The organism is Amycolatopsis sp. 195334CR (assembly GCF_017309385.1).
GTDB lineage: Bacteria > Actinomycetota > Actinomycetes > Mycobacteriales > Pseudonocardiaceae > Amycolatopsis.
This window is the reverse complement of sequence record NZ_JAFJMJ010000003.1, coordinates 337,123-357,359: the sequence shown is the minus strand read 5'-3', so window position 1 is coordinate 357,359 and position 20,237 is coordinate 337,123. Positions and strand designations below refer to the sequence as shown.

The following is a 20,237-nucleotide window of genomic DNA, read 5'->3' as shown; positions in this document are numbered from 1 at the left end:
CCGGACCCTCCGCCGCCGCAGCCAGCCCCTGATCCCGGCTCGGCGCGTGGCCGCCTGCCCGCGGCCGAGCCCCAGCGCAAGGAAAGACCAGTGGAAACACACGAGATCAACAAGCGCTTCCTCGCCCACTTCGAAGGCAAGGGGCACACCAGGGTGCCCAGCGCCTCGCTGATCCTGGACGACCCGAACCTGCTCTTCGTCAACGCCGGCATGGTGCAGTTCAAGCCCTACTTCCTCGGTGAGGTGCCGCCGCCGTACCCGCGCGCCACCAGCATCCAGAAGTGCGTGCGCACCGGGGACATCGACGAGGTCGGCAAGACCACCCGGCACAACACGTTCTTCCAGATGGCCGGGAACTTCTCCTTCGGCGACTACTTCAAGGAAGGCGCAATCGCCAACGCCTGGGAGCTGATCACCAAGTCCCAGGACGAGGGCGGCTTCGGCTTCGACCCGGAACGCATCTGGGTGACCGTCTACGAGAACGACTCGGAGGCGGCGGGCCTGTGGCAGAAGGTCGCCGGCGTGCCGTCCGAGCGCATCCAGTCGCGTGACGGCCGGGACAACTACTGGGACATGGGCGTGCCCGGTCCCGGTGGCCCGTGCTCGGAGATCTACTACGACCGCGGCGCGCAGTTCGGCCGCGAGGGCGGCCCGGTCGTCGACGAGGACCGCTACCTCGAGATCTGGAACCTCGTGTTCATGCAGGACGTGCGCGGGGAGCAGAGCCCGAAGTACGGCCACCCGCCGATCGGCGAGCTGCCGAAGAAGAACATCGACACCGGCATGGGCGTCGAGCGCGTCGCCTACCTGCTGCAGGGTGTGGAGAACGTCTACGAGACCGACCTGGTGCGCCCGGTGATCGCCCGCGCCGAGGAGTTCTCCGGCCGCCGCTACGGCGCCGACCACACCGACGACGTGCGCTTCCGGGTGATCGCCGACCACGCCCGCTCCGGCGTGATGCTGATCGGCGACGGGGTCACCCCCGGCAACGACGGCCGCGGTTATGTGCTGCGCCGCCTGCTCCGCCGCATCGTGCGCTCGATGCGCCTGCTCGGCGTGCACGAACCGGTGCTGCCGGAGTTCGCCGGCGTGGTCCGTGACGCGATGGGCCCGTCCTACCCTGAACTGGTCGCCGATTTCGACCGTATCTCCGACGTGGTCAAAACCGAAGAAGAGGCCTTCCTCTCCACGCTCACCTCGGGCTCGCGGATCTTCGATCTCGCCGCCGAGGAGACCAAGTCGGCCGGCGGCGGCATCCTGGCCGGCGACAAGGCGTTCCAGCTGCACGACACCTACGGCTTCCCGATCGACCTCACCCTCGAGATGGCCGCCGAGCAGGGCCTGACCGTGGACGAGGACGGCTTCCGCACGCTGATGGAGGAACAGCGCCAGCGCGCGAAGGCGGACGCGGCCTCCCGCAAGAGCGGGCACGGCGACCTGTCGGTCTACCGCGAGGTGCTCGAACAGCACGGCGAGACGCAGTTCCTCGGTTACTCCGACCTGCAGGCGACCGCCAGGGTGATCGGCCTGCTCGCCGATGGGGTGCCGGTGCGCAGCGTCGGCGCCGGCCGCAAGGCCGAGGTCATGCTGGACCGCACCCCGTTCTACGCCGAAAGCGGTGGTCAGGTCGCCGACACGGGCGTGCTGATCGGCAACGGCGTCGAGTTGAAGGTGTACGACGTCCAGAAGGTCGTGCAGGGGCTGTTCGTGCACCGCGTCGAGGTCGTCGAGGGCGAACTCGGGCTCGACACCGAGCTGACCGGCTCGGTCGACGCCGCGCGCCGGTCGATGATCGAGCGCTCGCACTCGGCCACGCACCTGGTGCACGCCGCGGTGCGCGGGGCGTACGGCAAGCGCGCGGCGCAGGCCGGTTCGCTCAACTCGCCCGGGCGCATGCGGTTCGACTTCACCACCGCGGGCCCGGTCTCGGCCGACGTGCTGACCGAGGTCGAGGAGGAGGTCAACGACTACCTCCAGACCGACGTCGAGGTGCAGAGCTACGTCACCACCAAGGACAAGGCGCTCGAACTGGGCGCGGTCGCGCTGTTCGGCGAGAAGTACGGCAACGACGTGCGCGTGGTCGACATGGGCGACTACTCGCGCGAGCTGTGCGGTGGCACGCACGTCGACCGCATCGGCCAGCTCGGCCTGGTCAAGCTGGTGTCCGACGCGTCGATCGGCTCGGGCGTGCACCGCGTCGAGGCGCTGGTCGGCACGGATGCGCTGCGGTACGTCCGCAAGGAGCAACTGCTGGTCTCGCAGCTCGCCGGCTCGCTGAAGGTGCCGACCGAGCAGCTGCCGTCGCGCATCGAGGACCTGCTGTCGCGACTGCGGTCCGCGGAGAAGGAGATCGAGCAGCTCAAGACCCGCGAGGTGCTGGGCTCCGCCGGTGACCTCGCGGACAAGGCGGTCGACCTCGGCGGGGTCAGCGTGGTGGCCGAGCAGGTCGACGGGATCGACGGCAACGGGCTGCGCGCGCTGGCCACCGAGATCCGCGGCAGGCTCGGCAGCAGGCCCGGCGTGGTCGCGCTGTTCTCACCGGCGGGGGAGAAGGTCAGCTTCGTCGTGGCCACCACCGCGGGTGCGCGGGACAAGGGCTTCGCGGCGGGCAAGCTGGTGCCCTCGTTCGCCGAGGCGATCGGCGGGCGTGGCGGCGGCAAGCCGGACATGGCGCAGGGCGGCGGGTCGAACCCGGCCGGCGTGCCCCAGGCGATCGAGGCGCTGCGCGCCGCGGTAGCCGGCGGGTGACCCAGCGGAAGGCGGACCGGCCCGGGGAGCAGGATCCCGGGGCCGGCCGTCGGCTTGCGGTGGATGTCGGCTCGGTCCGGGTCGGCGTTGCGCTCAGTGATCCGGCGCCCCTTCTTGCCTCGCCACTCGTTACCCTAAAGCGTGATGCGGCAGACAATGGTGACGTTGAGCAGCTGGCGGGCCTGGTCGTCGAGCACGAGGTGGTCGAGGTGATCGTGGGACTTCCCCGGACGCTCGCGGACCGGCACGGCTCCGCCGCCGTCATCGCGGTCGAATACGGTGAACTGCTCGCGGAGCGGGTGGCCCCGGTCCCGGTGCGCTTCGCCGACGAGCGGCTCACCACGGTGACCGCGTCGCGCATGCTCTCGCAGCGCGGTGTGAAGGGACGCAAGCAGCGCGCGGTGGTCGACCAGGCGGCCGCCGTCGAGATTCTCCAAGGCTGGCTGGACGGGCGTGCGGCGTTCCGCGCGCGGAAGGGTGAGTCGTGAGGAGCGAGTCTCCCGGGGTACCCGAGGGCGGCGGCAGACGACGGCGGCGGGAGACCGACGTGCCTCCTGAGCCCGCTCGGCCGCGTGCTGCCGGGCGTCGCCGGTTGCGTGAGGACGACGAGCCGGTCCGCCGCGAAGGTGAACTCCGCATGCCGCCACCCCGCGAGGGCGGCGGCGGCCGACGGCGCCTGCGCGCCGACGAACCGCCTTCACGGCCCGACCCCGCGCCCCCGCGGCGCCGCCACCGCTACGTCGACGAGGACTCGCTCGCCACGCCGGAGCTCGGCGTCCCCGCGCCTGCGGAACCCGCGCCGGTGGAACCGCAGCCGCCGCGCCGCGCCCCCGCGCGCCCGCCGGTTCAACCGGTGCGACGTCCCCGCGCCGAGAGCCCGGCACCGCCGCCCCCGGCGCGCCGTCGCCCCACTCCGCCCCCGGCACCGCCGCAGCCGCCGCCCGACGATCGCCCGACCGAGGTGATCGACGCCGGTCAGGTGGCGCGATACGGCCGCGAACCGGACCCTGAACCGGTGCCCGAGTTCGACGAGCGTGACCGCAGCCGTGACCGTGACGACGACTACGAGAGCTTCGCCGACGACGAGTTCTACGACGACGACTACTACGACGAAGACGAGTACGCCGAGTACGACGACGAGGACCGCGCGGCGCCGGAGCGCATCGGCGAGGAGCCGCCGGACGAGCCGCGCCCCCGCCGCAAGAAGCGCAGCAAGCGCGCGTTCGGCTGGGTCGCCGCGATCCTGGTGATCGTCGTGGTCGGCGGCGCCGCCTGGTTCGGCGCGCAGGAACTGCTCGGGTTCGGTTACGACGACTTCGAGGGCACCGGCGAGTCCGACGTGCTGGTCGAGGTCGCCGCGGGCGACTCCACCAACGCGATCGCCACGAAGATGACGCAGGCCGGCGTGGTCGCCAGCCAGAAGGCGTTCACCAAGGCGGCCGAGGACGAGAACAAGGTCCGCAGCATCCAGCCCGGCTACTACCAGATGAAGACCAAGATGTCGGGCACCAGCGCGGTGGGCAAGCTGGTCGACCCCGGCTCGCGCAAGGGCGTGCTGCAGATCCGCGGCGGCACCCAGCTCGACGACATCGTCCAGCCCGACGGCAAGACCACCGACGGCGTGATCTCGCTGCTGTCGAAGTCCTCGTGTGCGACGGTCAACGGCGCGAGCACCTGCGTCCCGGTCGAGGAGCTGCGCAAGGTCTCCGAGACCGCCGACCTGGCCGCGCTCGGCGTGCCCGACTGGGCGCTCGAAGGCGCGGGCAAGGTCGAACCCAAGCGACGCATCGAAGGGCTGATCCAGCCCGGCGTGTACGACGTGAAGCCCGGCTGGGACGCCACCCAACTGCTCACCGAGGTGCTGAAGGTGTCGACCTCGCGCCTCCAGGCGGCCGGCCTGCCGAAGGCGGCCGACGGCACCGGGAAGACGCCCTACGAGCTGCTGGTGATCGCCTCGATCGTGGAGCGCGAAGGCGTGCAGCAGGACTTCACCAAGATCGCGCGGGTGATCTACAACCGGCTCGACGACGACATGCGCCTGGAGATGGACTCCACCATCAACTACGTGCTGGACCGGCCGATCGTGACCACCACCCCGGAGGACCGGGCGAAGGCCGGTGCGTACAACACGTACCAGAACAAGGGCCTGACCCCGGGGCCGATCTCGTCGGCGAGCAAGGAAGCGATCGACGCGGCGGCGAAACCGGCCGAGGGGCCGATGCTCTTCTTCGTCAAGTGCGAGAAGAACGGGCTGTCCTGCTTCGCCGAGACGCTGGAAGAACACAACCAGAACCGGACGCTCGCCAAGGAACGCGGTGCCTACTGAGTCGCCCCACCGGTCCGGGATCCTCGGCAAGCCCGTCGCGCACTCGCTGTCGCCCGTGCTGCACGGCGCGGGCTACGCGGCGCTGGGCATGTCGAACTGGCGCTACGACCGGATCGAGATGGACGGCGAGGGCCTGCCCGCGTTCATCCGGGACCTCGGCCCGGAGTGGGCCGGGTTCTCGGTGACCATGCCCGGCAAGCGCGCCGCGATCGCACTCGCCGACGAAGTGACCGAACGCGGCCGCGCGGTCGGCGCGATCAACACGCTCGTCCGCCGCGACGGCCGCTGGTTCGCCGACTGCACCGACGTCGACGGCGTGACCGGCGCCCTGCTCGCCGCGGGCGGTTACCAGCCCGCGAGCGGCGACACCGGGGTGGTGCTCGGCGCGGGCGGCACCGCGGCGGCGACCGTGGTCGCACTGGCTGAACTCGGCGTGCGCTCGGTGCGGCTGATCGTCCGGGACCCGGTCAGGGCGGGGGAGACGGTCGCGGCAGCCGAACGCGCGGGCGTGGCGGTGGACGTGTCGCGCTGGTCGGACACCGACTTCGGCGACGCCGTCGCGAAGGCCGGCGTGCTGGTCAACACCGTGCCGCCGGCCGCGATCGAACCGCACCTGGCCGAGCTGGCCACCGCGTCGTGCCTGTTGGACGTCATCTACCACCCGTGGCCCACCCCGCTCGCCGAAGCGGTGGCCGCGCGGGGCGGCCGCCTGGCCACCGGGTTGGACATGCTGCTGCACCAGGCGTTCCGGCAGTTCGAGCACATCACCGGCCGCACCGCGCCCCGGGAAGCGATGCGGGACGCGCTGCGCGAGGCCACCGGAAAGATCTTGCCGCTGCCCCTGGGCTGAGTTACGTTGGCGGACTGCCTTGAGGAAGGACCAAGCCAGTCATGCCGAAACCGGATCGCGAGAAGTATTCCGATTCCGACGTGGAAACCGCCTGGGTCGACAAGCCGCCGGTGCTCAACTCCACCGTCACGCTCGTCGACTACGACCCCGCGTGGCCCGCGTTGTACGAGCGCGAGGCCGCCCGCATCCGACAGGTCCTGGGGGACACGGTCGTGCTGATGGAACACGTCGGCTCGACCTCGGTGCCCGGCCTGTGCGCCAAGCCGATCATCGACATCATGCTGATCGTGCCTGACTCCGACGACGAAGGCGCCTACGTGCCGCAGCTGGAAGCCGCCGGCTACGTGCTGACGATCCGCGAACCCGACTGGGAGCGGCACCGGGCGTTCAAAGGACCGGACACGAACATCAACCTGCACGTCTATTCACCCGACACGAAGGAGATCGAGCGGTACCGGACCTTCCGCGACCGCCTGCGGTCCAACCAGGACGACCGCGAGCTCTACGCCGCGACAAAACGCCAGCTCGCCGCGCGGAAGTGGAAGTACATCCAGAACTACGCCGATGCCAAGAACGACGTGGTCGACGAGATCATGGGCCGCGCGCTCGGTGAGCCGGTGTCGCGCCGCGCCGCGGTCGCGTCCACCGAGCACGACCAGTACGACGGCTTCGCCGCCGACTACGCCGAGCACTCCCGGCACAACCCGTACCAGGAGTTGTACGACCGGCCCGCGATCCTGCGCCTGGCCGGTGAGCTCGCCGGGCGCACCGTGCTCGACGTCGGCTGCGCGGCCGGGCACCTCACCGCCGCACTCGCCGAGCGAGGTGCCGACGTGGTCGGCCTCGACGGCAGCCCGGCGATGGTCGACGTGGCGAAACGCGAGTACGGCGACCGCGCCCGGTTCGAGCAGGGCGACCTGGCTGAACCGCTCGCCTTCGCGGACGACGCGTTCGACCTGGTGACCGCGTCGTTGGTGCTGCACTACCTGGAGGACTGGGGCCCGGTGCTCGCCGAGTTCCGGCGCGTCCTGCGCCCGGGCGGCGCGCTGGTCATGTCGGTGCACCACCCCGAGGACTGGCACTGGTTCGACCGGCCGGACTACTTCCGCCGCGAGCAGGTGACCGACCAGTTCGAACTCGGCGACCGCGAGGTCGACGTGCGGTTCTACCGGCGTCCGCTGAGCCAGACGTTCGGCGCGCTGCGCGAAGCCGGGTTCACCGTGGACGTGATCGACGAGCCGATGCCGCTGCCGGAGTGCCGCGAGGTGTCGCCCCGCGCGTTCGTGTCCCTGACCACCGCGCCGCGGTTCCTCTACTTCCGCGCGTTCACGCCGGAGGCGTAGCGAGTGTTCACCTCCCGGGTTCTGTTTCACCCGGTCGTGTTCGCCTAGGGTGACGCCGACCCGGGAGGTAGAACACATGCAGCGATCCAGGTGGTTCCTGACGTCCGTGCTCGCGGTGGCCGCGTTGGTCGCCGCGACCACTCCGGCGGCCACCCCGGCAGCGGAGGCCAGCGCGTCGAAGAGCGTCCGGTTCGCCACGTTCAACGCGTCGCTGAACCGCGCGCAGGCCGGCCAGCTCGTGGCCGACCTGTCCACCCCGGACAACGCGCAGGCCCGCGAGGCCGCCGAGGTCATCCAGCGCAACCGCCCCGACGTGCTGCTGGTCAACGAGTTCGACTACGTCCCCGGCAACGCGGCGGCCGACCTGTTCCGGAAGAACTACCTGGGCGTCGGCCAGAACGGTGCCGCGCCGATCGACTACCCGTACGCCTTCACCGCGCCGGCCAACACGGGTGTGCCCACCGGGTTCGACCTGGACCGGAACGGCAAGGTCGAGGGCGGCAACGACGCCCACGGGTTCGGCACCTTCGAAGGCCAGTACGGCATGCTCGTGCTGTCGAAGTACCCGATCGACATCGCCGCCGCGCGGACGTTCCAGCGGTTCCGCTGGGTCGACATGCCCGACGCGCTGCTGCCCGACGACCCGGCCACCCCGGCGAAGGGCGACTGGTACTCCCCGGAGATCCTGAACGTCCTGCGCCTGTCCTCGAAATCGCACTGGGACCTGCCGATTCGCGTCGCCGGGTCGGACGTGCACTTCCTCGTGTCGCACCCGACGCCGCCGGTCTTCGACGGACCGGAGGACCGCAACGGCACGAAGAACCACGACGAGGTCCGGTTCTGGGCCGACTACGTCACCCCGGGCAAAGCCGGGTACATCTACGACGACCGCGGCGGCCGGGGTGGGCTCGGCCCGCGCGACCGCTTCGTCGTGGCCGGTGACAACAACGCCGACCAGCACGACGGCGACGGCATCGACGGCGGCATCGAGCGCCTCCTGCGCGCACCGCGCGTGATCGACCCGCACCCCGGCAGCCTCGGCGGCGCACAGGCCGCGCGTGACCAGGGCGGCGCGAACACCACGCACCGCGGTCCGGCGTTCCTGGACACCGGCGACTTCGCGGACAACACGCCCGGCAATCTCCGCGTCGACTACGTCTTGCCGTCGCACGGGCTGGTCCCGTGGCGGGCCGAGGTCTTCTGGCCGCTGCCGGACTCGCCGCTGGCCAGGCTGAACGACGCCTCCGACCACCGCCTGGTCCGGGTCGACGTGCTGGTGCCCCGGTGGTTCTGAGCGGGAGTTAGCCTGGCCGCCATGAAGATCGCCATCCTGGACGACTACCAGAACGTCGCGCTCAGCTTCGCCGACTGGGACTCACTCGGGGCCGAGGTCGAGGTGTTCACCGAGCACATCGGCGACCAGGACGAACTGGTTCGGCGGCTCGCCGGGGTGGAGGCGGTCGTGGCGATGCGCGAGCGCACCCGCTTCGACGAGGCGCTGCTGTCCCGCTTGCCCGACCTGAAGCTCCTGGTGAGCACCGGTCGCCGGAACGCGGCGATCGACGTGGCCGCGGCGAACCGCCTCGGCGTGGTGGTGTCGTCCACGGGCTACATCGCGCACCCGACCGCCGAGCACACGTGGGCGCTGATCCTCGCCGCCTCGCGGAACCTGCCGACCGAGTTCCAGTCCGTGCGCGACGGCGGCTGGCAGCGCACCGTCGGCACCGGCCTGCACGGCAAGACGCTTGGCCTGCTCGGCCTGGGCAGGCTCGGCGCCCGTGTCGCGCGGATCGGACAGGCGTTCGGCATGGAGACCATCGCCTGGAGCCAGAACCTAACCCAGGCGCGGGCCGCCGAGCACGGTGTCACCGCGGTGAACAAGGAGGACCTGTTCCGCCAGTCGGACGTGCTGTCGGTGCACCTGGTGCTCAGCGACCGGTCGCGCGGCCTGGTCGGCGCGGACGAGTTCGCGCTGATGAAGCCGACCGCGCTGCTGGTCAACACCTCGCGCGGCCCGATCATCGACGAAACCGCGCTGCTCGACGCCCTCCGCGCCAAGACGATCCGCGCGGCCGCGATCGACGTCTACGACGAGGAACCGCTGGCCGCGGACCACCCCATCCGCGAACTGGACAACGCCGTGCTCACCCCGCACATCGGCTACGTCACCCGCGAGGTCTACGAGATCTTCTACGGCGACGCCGTCGAGGACATCGCCGCCTACCAGGCGGGCAGCCCGATCCGGGTGATGGAGCCCTAGCCGCCCAGTTCCGCGAGCACGGCGTCGGTGAACGGCGGCCACGCCTCGATCGCCCACGGGCCGAAGGCGCGGTCAGCCAGCGCGACACACGCCGCCCCGGCGTCCGGGTCGAACCAGAGGAACGTGCCGGACTGCCCGAAGTGGCCGAACGTGCGCGGTGAGCTGGCCGAACCCGTCCAGTGCGGGCTCTTGTGGTCGCGGATCTCGAAGCCGAGGCCCCAGTCGTTCGGCTTCTGGTTGCCGTAGCCCGGCAGCACGCCGGTCAGCCCGGGGAACACCACGGACGTCGCCTCCGCCACGGTCGACGCGTCGAGCAGTTTGGGCTGCTGCACCTCGGCGGCGAACCGGACCATGTCGTCCACGGTGGACACGGCGCCCGCGGCGGGGGAGCCGTCGAGCCGGGTGTTCGCCATGCCCAACGGCTCGAACAGCGCCTGGTCCAGGTAGGAGGCGAACGGGATGCCGGAGTGCTCGGTCAGCACCTCGGTGAGCTGCTCGAACCCGGTGTTCGAGTAGATCCTGCGGTTCCCCGGCTCGGCCTGGGTCTTGGGTGAGTCGAAGGCCAGGCCGGAGGTGTGGGCGAGCAGGTGCCGGACGGTCGCGCCGGTTGGACCGGCCGGGGTGTCCAGCTCGACGACGCCCTCTTCGATGGCGATCAGCGCCGCGTAGGCGGTGAGCGGCTTGGTGACCGAGGCCAGCGGGAACTCCCGGCCCGCGTCGCCGTGGCGGCCGGCCACGGTGCCGTCGGCGCGCACCACCGCCGCTGCCGCGTTCTCCACCGGCCACTGGTCGATCAACCGCAAGCTCTCCATGGGCCCACCCTACAATCAGCGGCCGAATGGCCTACTGAGTGCCCTCCGCGTCATTTTAGAATCTGCTTCCGGTATTTGGAGATTCACTTCCGGATTGGCGAGAGGTGCGCGAATGGTGGATTGGACGGCAGCCGGCGTCGACGTCACGAAACCGGCCTTGGCGCGCGTTTACGACTACATGCTCGGCGGTTCCCTGAACTTCCCGGAGGACCGCGCGCTGGCCGAACGCATCGCCAAGGTGGGACCGTTTCGCGAGATGGCCAGGCTCAACCGGCATTTCCTCCGGCGCGCGGTCCGCTTCTGCGTCGAGTCCGGCGTGCACCAGTTCCTCGACCTCGGCTCCGGCATCCCGGCCTCGGGAAACGTGCACGAAATCGCCCAGGAGTCGAACCGGGAGAGCCGCGTGGTCTACGTGGACCACGACCCGATCGCGGTGGCGCACAGCGAGGTCCTGCTGGCGGACAACCCGCACGCGACCGTCCTGCGCGCCGACCTCCGCGACGCCGAGGCGGTCGTGTCGCACCCGGAGACCCGCGCACTGCTCGATTTCGGCCGCCCGATCGCGCTCTTTCTGCTCGGCGTCGTCCAGTACATTCCGGATTCCGGTAATCCGGCAGGCCTGATTGCGAGATATGCGGATGCGGTGGCCCCAGGAAGTCTGCTCGCGATGACCCATTTCACCTCGCGGAACATGGAGGAGGAAATGGCGGCCGCGGTGGAGTATTTCGCCGAAACCGCGGCGCCGATCACGCTGCGGTCCGCCGAGCAGATAACCGGATTGCTGGGCGCCCTGGAGCCGGTGGTGCCGGGCGTCGTGCTCACCGCGAAGTGGCGCCCGGAACTGGGCGGCCCGCCCGCCGCCGATCCCGAGCGCTCCGGCCACTACGCCGTCGTGGCGCGCAAACGCTGAGTCAGCGCCGGCGCGCCACCACCGGCAAGTGGTCGGGGTGCAGCGTGGTCGACGCGACGGGTCGAACGCGCGCGCCCGGCCGCAGCGGCAGCCGCCAGTGCCGGAGGACCACCGCGAGCACGATCAGCATCTCCGCCGCCGCGAACGAGCCGCCCATGCACACCCGCACGCCCTCGCCGTACGGGATGAACGCCCCGCGCGGCACGCGCCCGGTCCGCTCGGGCAACCACCGGTCGGGGTCGAAGCGGTCCGGGTCGGGGAACAGCCGGGGATCGCGATGCAGCACGTACGGGCTGTAGAACACGTTCGCGCCGGCCGGGATCGCGTAGCCGCCCACCTCGATGTCGACCGTCGGGATGCGCGGAAACAACCAGCCCGGTGGGTACAGGCGCAGCGTCTCGTGGACCACCCGCGCGACGTACTCGAGTTTCGGCAGGTCGTCGAACTCGACGGGCCGGTCGCCGAGCACGTCGTCGAGTTCGCGGTACACCTGGTCGGCGATGTTCGGGTGCCGGTCCAACTGGAGGAACAGCCAGCCCAGCGCCGCCGACGAGACCTCGGTGCCGACGAAGAACATGGTCATGACCTCGTCGTGCACCTGCTGGTCGGTGAGCGTCTCGCCGGTCTCGGGGTCGCGGGCCTTGAGCAGCGCCGACAGCATGTCCCGGCCTGCCGTGCCCTCTCGTCGGTAGACCGCGATGACCTCGTCGATCAGCGCGTGCACGCGCTTGCCCGCCTCCGTGTACAACCGGTTGGACCGCGTGGGCAGCGCGTACAACAGGCCGGTTGGCGCGTAGGCCCGCTTGCCCACGCCACGGAACACGACCGGCAACCAGCGAGCGGCCTCCCGAGCGGTCTCGCTGCCCGCGTCGGACGAGAACATGCACCGGACCAGGATCGCGGCGGCGATCTCGTTCAACTCGCGGCCCAGTTCGAGCGGCGCGCCGTCCACCCAGTTCGACGTCTGCTCCTCGGCCGCCGCGCGCATCGTGCTCGCGTACCCCGTGACGCGCTCCTGGGTGAACAGCGGCGCGAGCATCCGACGCCGTTGCCGGTGCGGTTCGCCCCAGGAACTGCCGATCCCGTCCCCGCCGAGCACTTTGAGCTTCTCGAAGAGCACCCCGTTCTTGGTCACCTGGTTGTGCTCGACGAGCAGTTCGCGCACCGTGGCGGGGCTGTTCACCAGGAACGCGGGCTCGCGGCCGAGGCGGAACGACACCACGTTGCCGCAGGCCCGCTGCCGATCGACGAATTCGAGAGGCCGCCGGAACAGCCGCAGCGCATGCCCGACCACAGGCCGTCCACCCGGTGCGACCGGGGGACGGGATCCTTCTCGCGTCATGGCACGGCTCCCTTCAGGAACTGCTGGATCGCGCGGAGCGCCACCGCGTGAGCCGGTCGTGGACCAGCTCCAGCAGCGCGTCCTGATGGCTTCGCAGGAAGTAGTGCCCCCGCCCGACGGTGATCCGTTCGAAGGTGGCCGTTGTGCAGTACCGCCACTCGTCGAGGTCGTCCGGAACGACCTCCGGATCATCCGCACCGGAGGCGACCAGCACCGGGCAGTCGAGCTTCACCGGCCGGTCCAACCGGTACGACCGGCGGCAGTCCAATGTCGCTCGCAGGTCGGCGGCCAGCCAACGGGCGAAGCGCGCGTCGCCGAGCAGCACGTCGTCCACGCCACCGGACGTCCTGACCCAGTCGAGCAGGGCGGCATCGTCGTCGGTGGCTACCGGCAGCCGATCGGCCTGCACATGCGGCGCAGGCATCGAGCACGCGACAAGCCCCTCCACGGCCAGGTCCGTGGAGTCCAGTAGCCTCCGCGCCGTTTCGTAGGCGACCAGCGCCCCGAAGCTGTGCCCGAGGAAGGCCCATGGCGGTCCACCTGGTTCAACCAGCCGAACCAGCTCCGCGAGCAGTTCGTCGGCGATCAGGTCGATCCGCCGCAGCGGTTCCTCCCGAATCCGGCGCTCGCGTCCAGGCAGCAGCACCGGCCAGACCTCGATCGACTCGGGCAGCGCTTCTGACCACGCACCGAACTGGGAGGCTCCCGTGCCGGCGGCACCGAGGCAGACCAGCCGGACCGCTGGCCGCTGCCTTCGGTCGACCTGGGGGAACCACGGCCCTTCCGCACCGGGTGCCATCAGCCCGCCTCGTTCCCGTCGACGACTCCGGCCAGTTCGGCCACCGTCGGACGCTCGAACACGTCCACCGGGCTCAACTCGGTACCAAGATCGACGGCGACCCGGCGCACGAAGCGGGTGATCAGCGACGACGTCATCCCCAGCAGGAAGAGGTCCGCACGCAGGTCAGCCGAGTCGAACCGTTCCAGGCCGAGCAGGTCGGCAGCGATCTCACCGAGCGCGGCCTGCGTTTCGCTGAGGCTTTCACCGTCGCCGTTTCGCTCGTTGAACTGGGTGGGCAGGGTCAGCGCGGTGGGATCGACTTTGCCCCACGAAGTCAACGGCAGGTCGTCGACCGGGATGAATAAGGCCGGAACCATGTACGAAGGAAGCCGCTCGGCCAACCAGCGTCGAATGAGCGCGACATCGAGATTCGCGTCGCCCACGACGTGGGCCACCAGCCTCCCGGCGTCCTCGCGCACCGCGCAGTCGCGGACCGCGGGGTGCTCCCGCAGCACGGCGCGGACCTCGCCGAGTTCAACCCGGAAGCCACCGATCTGCACCTGGTCGTCGTTGCGGCCGAGGAAGTAGAGCAGGCCGTCCGCCTCGCGCACCCCACGGTCGCCGGTGCGATACATGCGCTGGCCACCGACGTCGACGAATCGCTCCGCGGTCAGCTCCGGTCGTCCCAGGTAGCCCAGCGCCACGCCGTCGCCGCCGATGAACAGTTCGCCGGGAGTGCCGTCGGGAACCGGGCGCAACTCGTCGTCCAGCACGACGATCTCACTGCCGTCGCACGTCCGGCCGATCGGGATCCGCCGGGCCTTATCCGGATCGATCTCGATGTAGGTGCTGGCGATCGTCGCTTCCGACACGCCGTAGCTGTTGACGAGCGTGCGCCCGAAAGCCCAGCGCTGGGCGACATCCGGGGGCAGGTCCTCACCCCCGCAGATCACGACCCGAAGCGCGGGGAAGAGGTCGGGGTTCATCTCGCGCAACCGCGACGGCGTCGCGACCAGCACGCTCACCCGCTCTTGCTGCAGGAATCGATCCAGCTCGGGACCGGGTACTCGCTGCTGTTCGGTGGGAATGCAGAGGTGCGCACCGAGCGCCAGCGTCGCGAACATCTCGAAGAACGCCGCTTCGACATGTTGCGGCGCGAGCATGGCCACCCGGTCGTACGCGCGCACCTTGAAATGCCGCTCGCCCGTGCGAACCACCGACAGCAACGAAGAATGACGGCCGAGGACTCCCTTGGGCTTGCCGGTGGACCCGGAGGTGTAGACGACGTAGGCCAGTTCCGCTGGCTCGACGACCTCGGCGGGGCAGCGCCATTCACCGTTCTCGGTGATCTCCACCGCGCCACCGAGAACCCCGGATCGTTCTGGGGGAGACACCACGAGTCGAACGCCCGCGTCACGAATCAGTTCGCTGCGGCGCAACTCCGGCAACGTCGGTTCAATCAGCAGGAACGCGCCGCCGGCACGCCACACCGCGAGTGCGGCCGCGACGGTCAGCGCCGAGCGCGGTATCGCGACCGCGACAAGCTCTCCGCGAACGAGGTTCCGCCGGGTCAACTGAGCGGCGATCGTCTCGACCAACGCCCCGAACTGGGCATAGCTGAGGTCACCGTCCACCGCGGACACGCACGGACGGTCACCCTGCGCGCGGGCCCGCCGTTCGATGAGGTCGCCTACGGTCCGGTCGGCTACGCCGACGCACGAGTTCATGGTCGCTCCTGTCTCAGGGCCGGATCACGGTCGATGAGGTGTTTCACCGCTTGTGCTGCGCGCCGGGTGATGGCGCCGAGAATGGTCGTCTCCACGTAACGTTCGCCGACCGTCAGCTCGCCCAGGGCGTACAAACCGGGGACGGCGGATCCGGTGGCGTCCTGCACCAGGCCGGTGTCGGTGTCGATGCGTATCCCGCCGAACGGGTGGGGCACGGCCAACCCGTCGCGAACCATCGACCCGATCAACTGCCGCGCCCGGCGCGGAACTACTGGCACACGCGGTCGAACCGAGTTGACGACGCAGTCAGCCACATGCCAGCTCGACGTCGTGTCAATCAGAAACCCGTGCTCGTTGGCGGTGACCATTTCAACCCCGCCGACGAGCTGAAGTTGACCAGCGCGCAACAGTCTCGCCAGTTCAACAGCCGACTCCTGAGGCATGGGGGCGCACAAGCGAGCGCAGACGCCGTGCCACTGGTGGATGAGAGCTGCTTTGGTGGCGTCGTCGAAGAGATGCCATGCCTTGTCGACGAGATACCGCGCGACGGCTATGAGCACCAGGTGCCATGGACTGCCGCCGCGGGCCTCGTCGACATGGCGGAGAAAGCGGGCTGCTGGATCTTCGTGGCTGCGCAGTTCGTGCCACAGATCGGACATCGGGACGTTGCGCTCGCGGAACTCGGCTCGCAGCACCCGGTAGATGTCCAGTAAGGACAGGTAGCCGCGCTCCTTGGCGAGAGTGAGGACGGTGTCGTCGCTCGTCGCGAGCAGATTGGGCCCCGGCCCTGGGTAACGAACACTGGGCAGGTATCCGCTGCGCGAGACGGCCAGTATCTGTCCTTGATGGCCCGAACCTGCCAGTTCGAGGACAAAATCGATGGCGGTAAGGCCGGTGCCCAGCACGGCCACCGTCTGTCCACTTCCGATTCGTGACACCGTTTCGCGGAGCGGGTATGGATCGACGACAAAGCCAGGCCTACCGGTAAGACCATAGGTGTCGACCGGTTCAGTGGTGCCCGGGCACAAGAAGATGGCGTCGAAACAGTGATGCTCGTCAGCTGCGGTGTGTACGGCGAACGCGTCGGTTGCACGGCTGATCGCGGAGGCACGGTCGCCCACCAACCTGACCCGAACGTTGCTGTGGCGCCCCGTCGACACCGCAGCAGCGACGACGTCTTCCAAGTAGCGCGCGTAGATGCTCCGACTCAAGAACTCCCCGCCGGTCACGGGCCCGCGGCCACGTTCAGCCAGCCAGTCAACAAAATGCCCGGGATCGCCGGGGCGCACGGACATCATCCGGGCCGGCAGGTTGAGCAGGGCCTTCTCGCTTCCCGGAAGATAAGCCCGGCCCGGTCCGAACCGCATGGTCGGGTCGAAGACCGTGACTTCGTGCTCCTGTGCTCGGGGAGCGACTTGGCCAAGATCTCGTACCAGTATGTCCAGCACGCTTGTTCCCGTGGCCCCAGCGCCCACTATCCCAATGCGCACAACACTCACCGATCGGACAGCGGTGTCGAAGCCTTGGATGTCTTGCCGAGCCGGATGGGTAACTTGGTGAGAGAAGGCAAGTTCGCGTCGTTATTCCACTCGACACCGGCGTCGGCCAGTCGGACACCTGCCCGCATGGCTTCGGTCATTCGCTCGAACATCACAGCCCCTTCGAGTTCGGCCATCGCGGCGCCCGCACAGCGATGCCGGCCGTAGCCGAACGCCAGGTGGCGTTGCCCTCGGTCGGCCGAGCCCCTGTGCCAGTTCGCCGCGGCGAGGAGAACGAGCACCTTGTCACCAGCGCGAATCCGGCATCCGCCCACGTCGATGTCTGCCGTCGCAACCCTGCCGACGAAACGAGACGGTGTGACGTTGGCCAGCGCGCCGGGTAGTTCCAACGCAGATGCGTCGGAGGTCAGGGCGCTGTGCAGGGAGATCGAGAGGAAACCGGGCATGGTCTGATGGCCTGACGCGATCAGCATGACCAGATTGGCGGCGATATCCGCGTCGGCGAGGCCTTCGTCGTCGGCGGCGCGCACGAGCGCGCTGATGCCATCGTCGCCAGGATTTTCCCGGCGTTCGCGGACGAGTCGAAAGGCGTATTCGTACAAGGTGCGCGCTCTGCGGTGGATCTCTGGATCGATCGTGTGGTCCAGTCCGCTGACAATGGCCGTGATCGCGTCCGACCCGGCGAGCACCATGTCCAGGTCGGACTCGTCGATGCCGAGCAGTTCGCCGAGCACCCGCAACGGAAACTCCTTCGCTACGTGTTCCACGAAGTCGAGATCACCCGGCTTGTCGAGCGGCAGCAGTTCGGCGGCGAGTTCGCGCATCGATGGTTCGAGTGCCTGGATCCGTTGTGGAGTGAGGACGGCCCGGGCGACCTTCTTCAACCGCAGGTGTTCGGCCCCATCCTTCAGGAGCATCATCCGAGACACCATCGCGTCCATAGTGGATTCCGTAGTGTCGGGCGAGGGTACTGTGTCACCGTTGACGTTGAGCCGTTTTGACGAGAACCGTTCATCCGTAAGCACCAAGGAAGCTTCGGCCGTGCCGCAAATCAACCAGGCGGACACGTAGGGGTCCCAGTGCACCGCTGCACGTTCGGTCAGCGCGGTCAATTGCTCCCGAGCCGCGGTGGGGCGGAGGATGAGGTTGTAGACACTGAGTTCCTTCGGACAGGCCGCTTGCCTTCGGTCGCGGGCCGGAGGCAGATGTGGCTGACCGTCGGCCACTTTGCACGAGGACACGAACGCTCCTTCCGGCGGAGACGACGTCACTTGGGGCTCGCGATGGCCCTGAAGTCGCAACAATAATCTCCGAAAGTACTCAGGTGACCGCGAAGAATGAATTTCGCGTGGCGTGAGGGCGGGAACTGAATAAAGTGGTTGTCCGCCGACTGGGCTTGATTGTAGTGCGTTACTTGTCCCGTGCCAACTGTGTTATCAACACCTGATTGAAGTTGCACAAGCGAATAAGCCGTTCGTCCGTATTGGTGGGAGGCTCAGGAATTAATGGCATCCTTCGCATCATGACGCCTGGCGTCTTGCGCCAATTGGTCGCCGAACTTTCGTGCAGTTGGCTCACTGTGCGAAGGCTGCGGTGGCGTCATGCAGCCGAGTGGCGTCGGGCGCATGCGGGGTTTGTTACCTTGCCGTGGTTGGTCTCCCTTCTGGCCTTTGGGGTCGCCCGCGAGGCGGGACTAGTGCAGCGGGCATGGCAACATTGCCAGCTCTCGCTCTCAGTGTCCGCCCGACTCTTGTGCGGGTACATCCACCGAATGAACGCAGGTTGTTCGGCGAACTGGCGTGCCTGGTGCTATCGGCTGCTTCTGGTGCCTCCATCTGTCGCAGGGTCACGCCGCGAATCGGGTGCGTGCTGGTGTCGAAATCGTTCAACCTGTCCGCTGAGCGTTCAGGCGGCGGTCAGATTGAGTATCGCGCGCGGTTGTTTGCGCCATTTTCGACACCGTTGCTCGTCGGCCTTCAACGGGATTTGTGCATCTGGCGCACACTTTTGCCAACGGCGGTTTTCGTTTTGTTGGCGCGCATTGGCGTCGGCGGTGTGCAAGGTGAGCAATGTGACTCTGGCGTGTCCGCTGTCACGCGCAGCGGCAGTAGGTGTGGCCTTGATGGTCCGTGCCTGCTGAGGAGTCGTCCTGAATGGAGCGTGGTTCGTGCAGCGGCTCTGGCCTGCTGGTGTAAGTCTCGCCGCTGGGCGTGGTGACGGTGAGCGAGCCGTCCGCTTCGAGGGTGTGATGCCAGCCTCGAATGGCTGGGAGCTTGTGGTCGGCCGCGCAGGTGCCGATGTGCGCGCTCTCGGTCCGGCCGTCGTGGTGCTCGCACAGCTCGAGTTCGGTCAGTTTGGCCGGCTTGGTGCACCCGGGCCGACGGCACTCCCGGTCGCGTACCCGGACGAGTTCGGTGACGTTGCCCGTGCTGCTGTGCTTGGCCTCGCCCAGTTCGGTGACCTGCCCGCTCTGCGGTTCGGTGATGATCCGCTGAAACACGGTGTTCCGCCCGCTGCACATTTCCTTAGCGAGCCACGCGGGGATGAGGCCGTGCCCGGCCAACTCTGCGGGCCTGTTGTTCAGCCCGGCGTACGTGGTCGCGTCCAGGTAGAGATAGCAGTGGGTCCGGACCTCGCCACCGAACTGCTTGCCCATCAGCAGGTCCAGCATCGTGTCGGCGCGGAGCTGGTCCAGCGTGCGCGTCTCGTCGGCGGTCTTCAGCCGCCGGGCGAGCTGGTCGACGTTGGCGTACGCGGCGAGGGCGTGCTCGATCGGGGCGGACGTCACCGCAAGAGAAGCAGTCCCCGCATCACCGTGACGGAGGCGCACTTGGCGGCCTCTGCGGCTGCCCTTGGCTCGATCGGCATGGCCCTCCTGGTCGACTTTGGCGACCGTCCGGGTCGTGATCCTCCTGGCCTGTGTCGGGTTGCGACCCTCGAGGGTGTTCTCCAGCAGGCTGTCGACTTCGGCCAACTTGCTGTCGGGGAGCCAGGAGGTCGCGTCCCGAACGCGCTCGGCCACGGTCAAGGGGATGCTGCCCTTCTCCAGCAACGCGAAGGTCTTGGGCATGTGCGCGGTCAGCTTTTCGGCAGCTGTGATGGTGGCGGCGGCCCGGTGCTTGGTCATCGACAGGGCCATGGCGATCTGCTCGGGGAGGCCCCGTCTCGCCTCGGATCTTCGGCAGAACTCCGCGACCAACTTCATTCTCCGTGCGTGGAGCCGCGCTACCTCCTTCTCGTTCTGCTGCAGTTCGACGACGATGCGGTGAAGCTCGGTGGGCTTCGTGGTTGTGGTTTCCATGGCTCGACGGTAACCGCGATGTCCGACGTTTCGAAGCACACGATCGTGAGCCTCTGTCAGTGCTGCGGAACTGTCGGGGGTGGCGGTTACGGTGACGCGCCGGAGGCCTGTCGTCGACCAGAAATTCTGGCGAAATGCCTGGTCAGGGGCTCGATGTTGATGTTGCTGGAGGTTGGAAGCGGCGAAAAAATAAGTGGGTGAACGGCCCGTTCGCGCAGAATGGTGAGGGCCGCGGCACGGCGGCGGGCCACTGCCGTCGAGCGCCGTGGTAGTGGTGAGAATGCTGTCTTCCGGGTTGACCCTGAATAGGAAAAGCCGCCCCAGAGGACTTGCCCCGG

15 protein-coding genes are annotated in these 20,237 nt (G+C 68.8%); 8 read left to right on the top strand and 7 right to left on the bottom strand.

What is annotated here, in order from left to right; translation table 11 throughout:
- Positions 1–90 precede the first annotated feature (90 nt).
- The 7 genes from alaS (at position 91) to JYK18_RS38680 (ending at position 9,527) form a co-directional block, all read left to right on the top strand.
- Positions 91–2,748, top strand: coding sequence for an alanine--tRNA ligase (alaS, locus tag JYK18_RS38710; protein ID WP_206808784.1), 2,658 nt, complete (start codon positions 91–93; stop codon positions 2,746–2,748).
- Positions 2,745–3,236, top strand: coding sequence for a Holliday junction resolvase RuvX (ruvX, locus tag JYK18_RS38705; protein WP_206808783.1), 492 nt, complete (start codon positions 2,745–2,747; stop codon positions 3,234–3,236). Before alaS ends, ruvX begins: the two co-directional genes overlap by 4 nt.
- On the top strand, positions 3,233–5,074 hold the full coding sequence (gene mltG / locus JYK18_RS38700) for an endolytic transglycosylase MltG (protein WP_307796257.1): 1,842 nt from the start codon (positions 3,233–3,235) through the stop codon (positions 5,072–5,074). The genes ruvX and mltG overlap by 4 nt, the downstream gene beginning before the upstream one ends.
- Positions 5,064–5,924: a shikimate dehydrogenase gene (locus JYK18_RS38695; RefSeq protein WP_206808782.1), complete on the top strand. Its 861-nt coding sequence runs from the start codon at positions 5,064–5,066 to the stop codon at positions 5,922–5,924. The genes mltG and JYK18_RS38695 overlap by 11 nt, the downstream gene beginning before the upstream one ends.
- A gap of 41 nt (positions 5,925–5,965) precedes the next feature.
- Positions 5,966–7,267, top strand: a complete 1,302-nt coding sequence (locus JYK18_RS38690) for a GrpB family protein (RefSeq protein ID WP_206808781.1) — start codon at positions 5,966–5,968, stop codon at positions 7,265–7,267.
- A 76-nt stretch (positions 7,268–7,343) separates the two neighbouring features.
- Positions 7,344–8,561, top strand: coding sequence for an endonuclease/exonuclease/phosphatase family protein (locus JYK18_RS38685; protein WP_206808780.1), 1,218 nt, complete (start codon positions 7,344–7,346; stop codon positions 8,559–8,561).
- A 21-nt stretch (positions 8,562–8,582) separates the two neighbouring features.
- Positions 8,583–9,527 carry a D-2-hydroxyacid dehydrogenase family protein gene (locus JYK18_RS38680; RefSeq protein ID WP_206808779.1) on the top strand — a complete coding sequence of 315 codons (945 nt, stop codon included), beginning with the start codon at positions 8,583–8,585 and terminating at the stop codon, positions 9,525–9,527.
- Here JYK18_RS38680 and JYK18_RS38675 read toward each other — a convergent pair.
- On the bottom strand, positions 9,524–10,339 hold the full coding sequence (locus tag JYK18_RS38675) for a serine hydrolase (protein ID WP_206808778.1): 816 nt from the start codon (positions 10,337–10,339) through the stop codon (positions 9,524–9,526). The two genes, JYK18_RS38680 and JYK18_RS38675, sit on opposite strands and share 4 nt — an antisense overlap.
- A 112-nt stretch (positions 10,340–10,451) precedes the next feature.
- Here JYK18_RS38675 and JYK18_RS38670 point away from each other — a divergent pair, with 112 nt between their 5' ends.
- Positions 10,452–11,249, top strand: coding sequence for an SAM-dependent methyltransferase (locus JYK18_RS38670; protein ID WP_206808777.1), 798 nt, complete (start codon positions 10,452–10,454; stop codon positions 11,247–11,249).
- A 1-nt stretch (position 11,250) separates the two neighbouring features.
- Here the strand turns inward: JYK18_RS38670 and JYK18_RS38665 are convergent, their stop codons facing one another.
- From JYK18_RS38665 to JYK18_RS38640, 6 genes are all read right to left on the bottom strand, one after another.
- The gene (locus JYK18_RS38665) at positions 11,251–12,591 is read right to left on the bottom strand and encodes a cytochrome P450 (protein ID WP_206808775.1); all 1,341 of its coding nucleotides are present in this window, start codon (positions 12,589–12,591) and stop codon (positions 11,251–11,253) included.
- A gap of 13 nt (positions 12,592–12,604) precedes the next feature.
- On the bottom strand, positions 12,605–13,390 hold the full coding sequence (locus JYK18_RS38660) for a thioesterase II family protein (RefSeq protein WP_206808773.1): 786 nt from the start codon (positions 13,388–13,390) through the stop codon (positions 12,605–12,607).
- Positions 13,390–15,099 (bottom strand): non-ribosomal peptide synthetase, encoded by a 1,710-nt coding sequence (locus JYK18_RS38655; RefSeq protein ID WP_242583954.1) that lies wholly within the window; start codon positions 15,097–15,099, stop codon positions 13,390–13,392. The genes JYK18_RS38660 and JYK18_RS38655 overlap by 1 nt, the downstream gene beginning before the upstream one ends.
- Positions 15,096–16,574, bottom strand: a complete 1,479-nt coding sequence (locus tag JYK18_RS38650; RefSeq protein WP_307796344.1) for an FAD/NAD(P)-binding protein — start codon at positions 16,572–16,574, stop codon at positions 15,096–15,098. Before JYK18_RS38650 ends, JYK18_RS38655 begins: the two co-directional genes overlap by 4 nt.
- 20 nt (positions 16,575–16,594) lie before the next feature.
- Entirely contained in the window at positions 16,595–17,839 is a 1,245-nt protein-coding gene (locus tag JYK18_RS38645; RefSeq protein ID WP_206808767.1) for a cytochrome P450, read from the bottom strand.
- A gap of 851 nt (positions 17,840–18,690) precedes the next feature.
- The gene (locus tag JYK18_RS38640) at positions 18,691–19,899 is read right to left on the bottom strand and encodes a DUF222 domain-containing protein (RefSeq protein WP_206808766.1); all 1,209 of its coding nucleotides are present in this window, start codon (positions 19,897–19,899) and stop codon (positions 18,691–18,693) included.
- Positions 19,900–20,237: the final 338 nt, after the last annotated feature.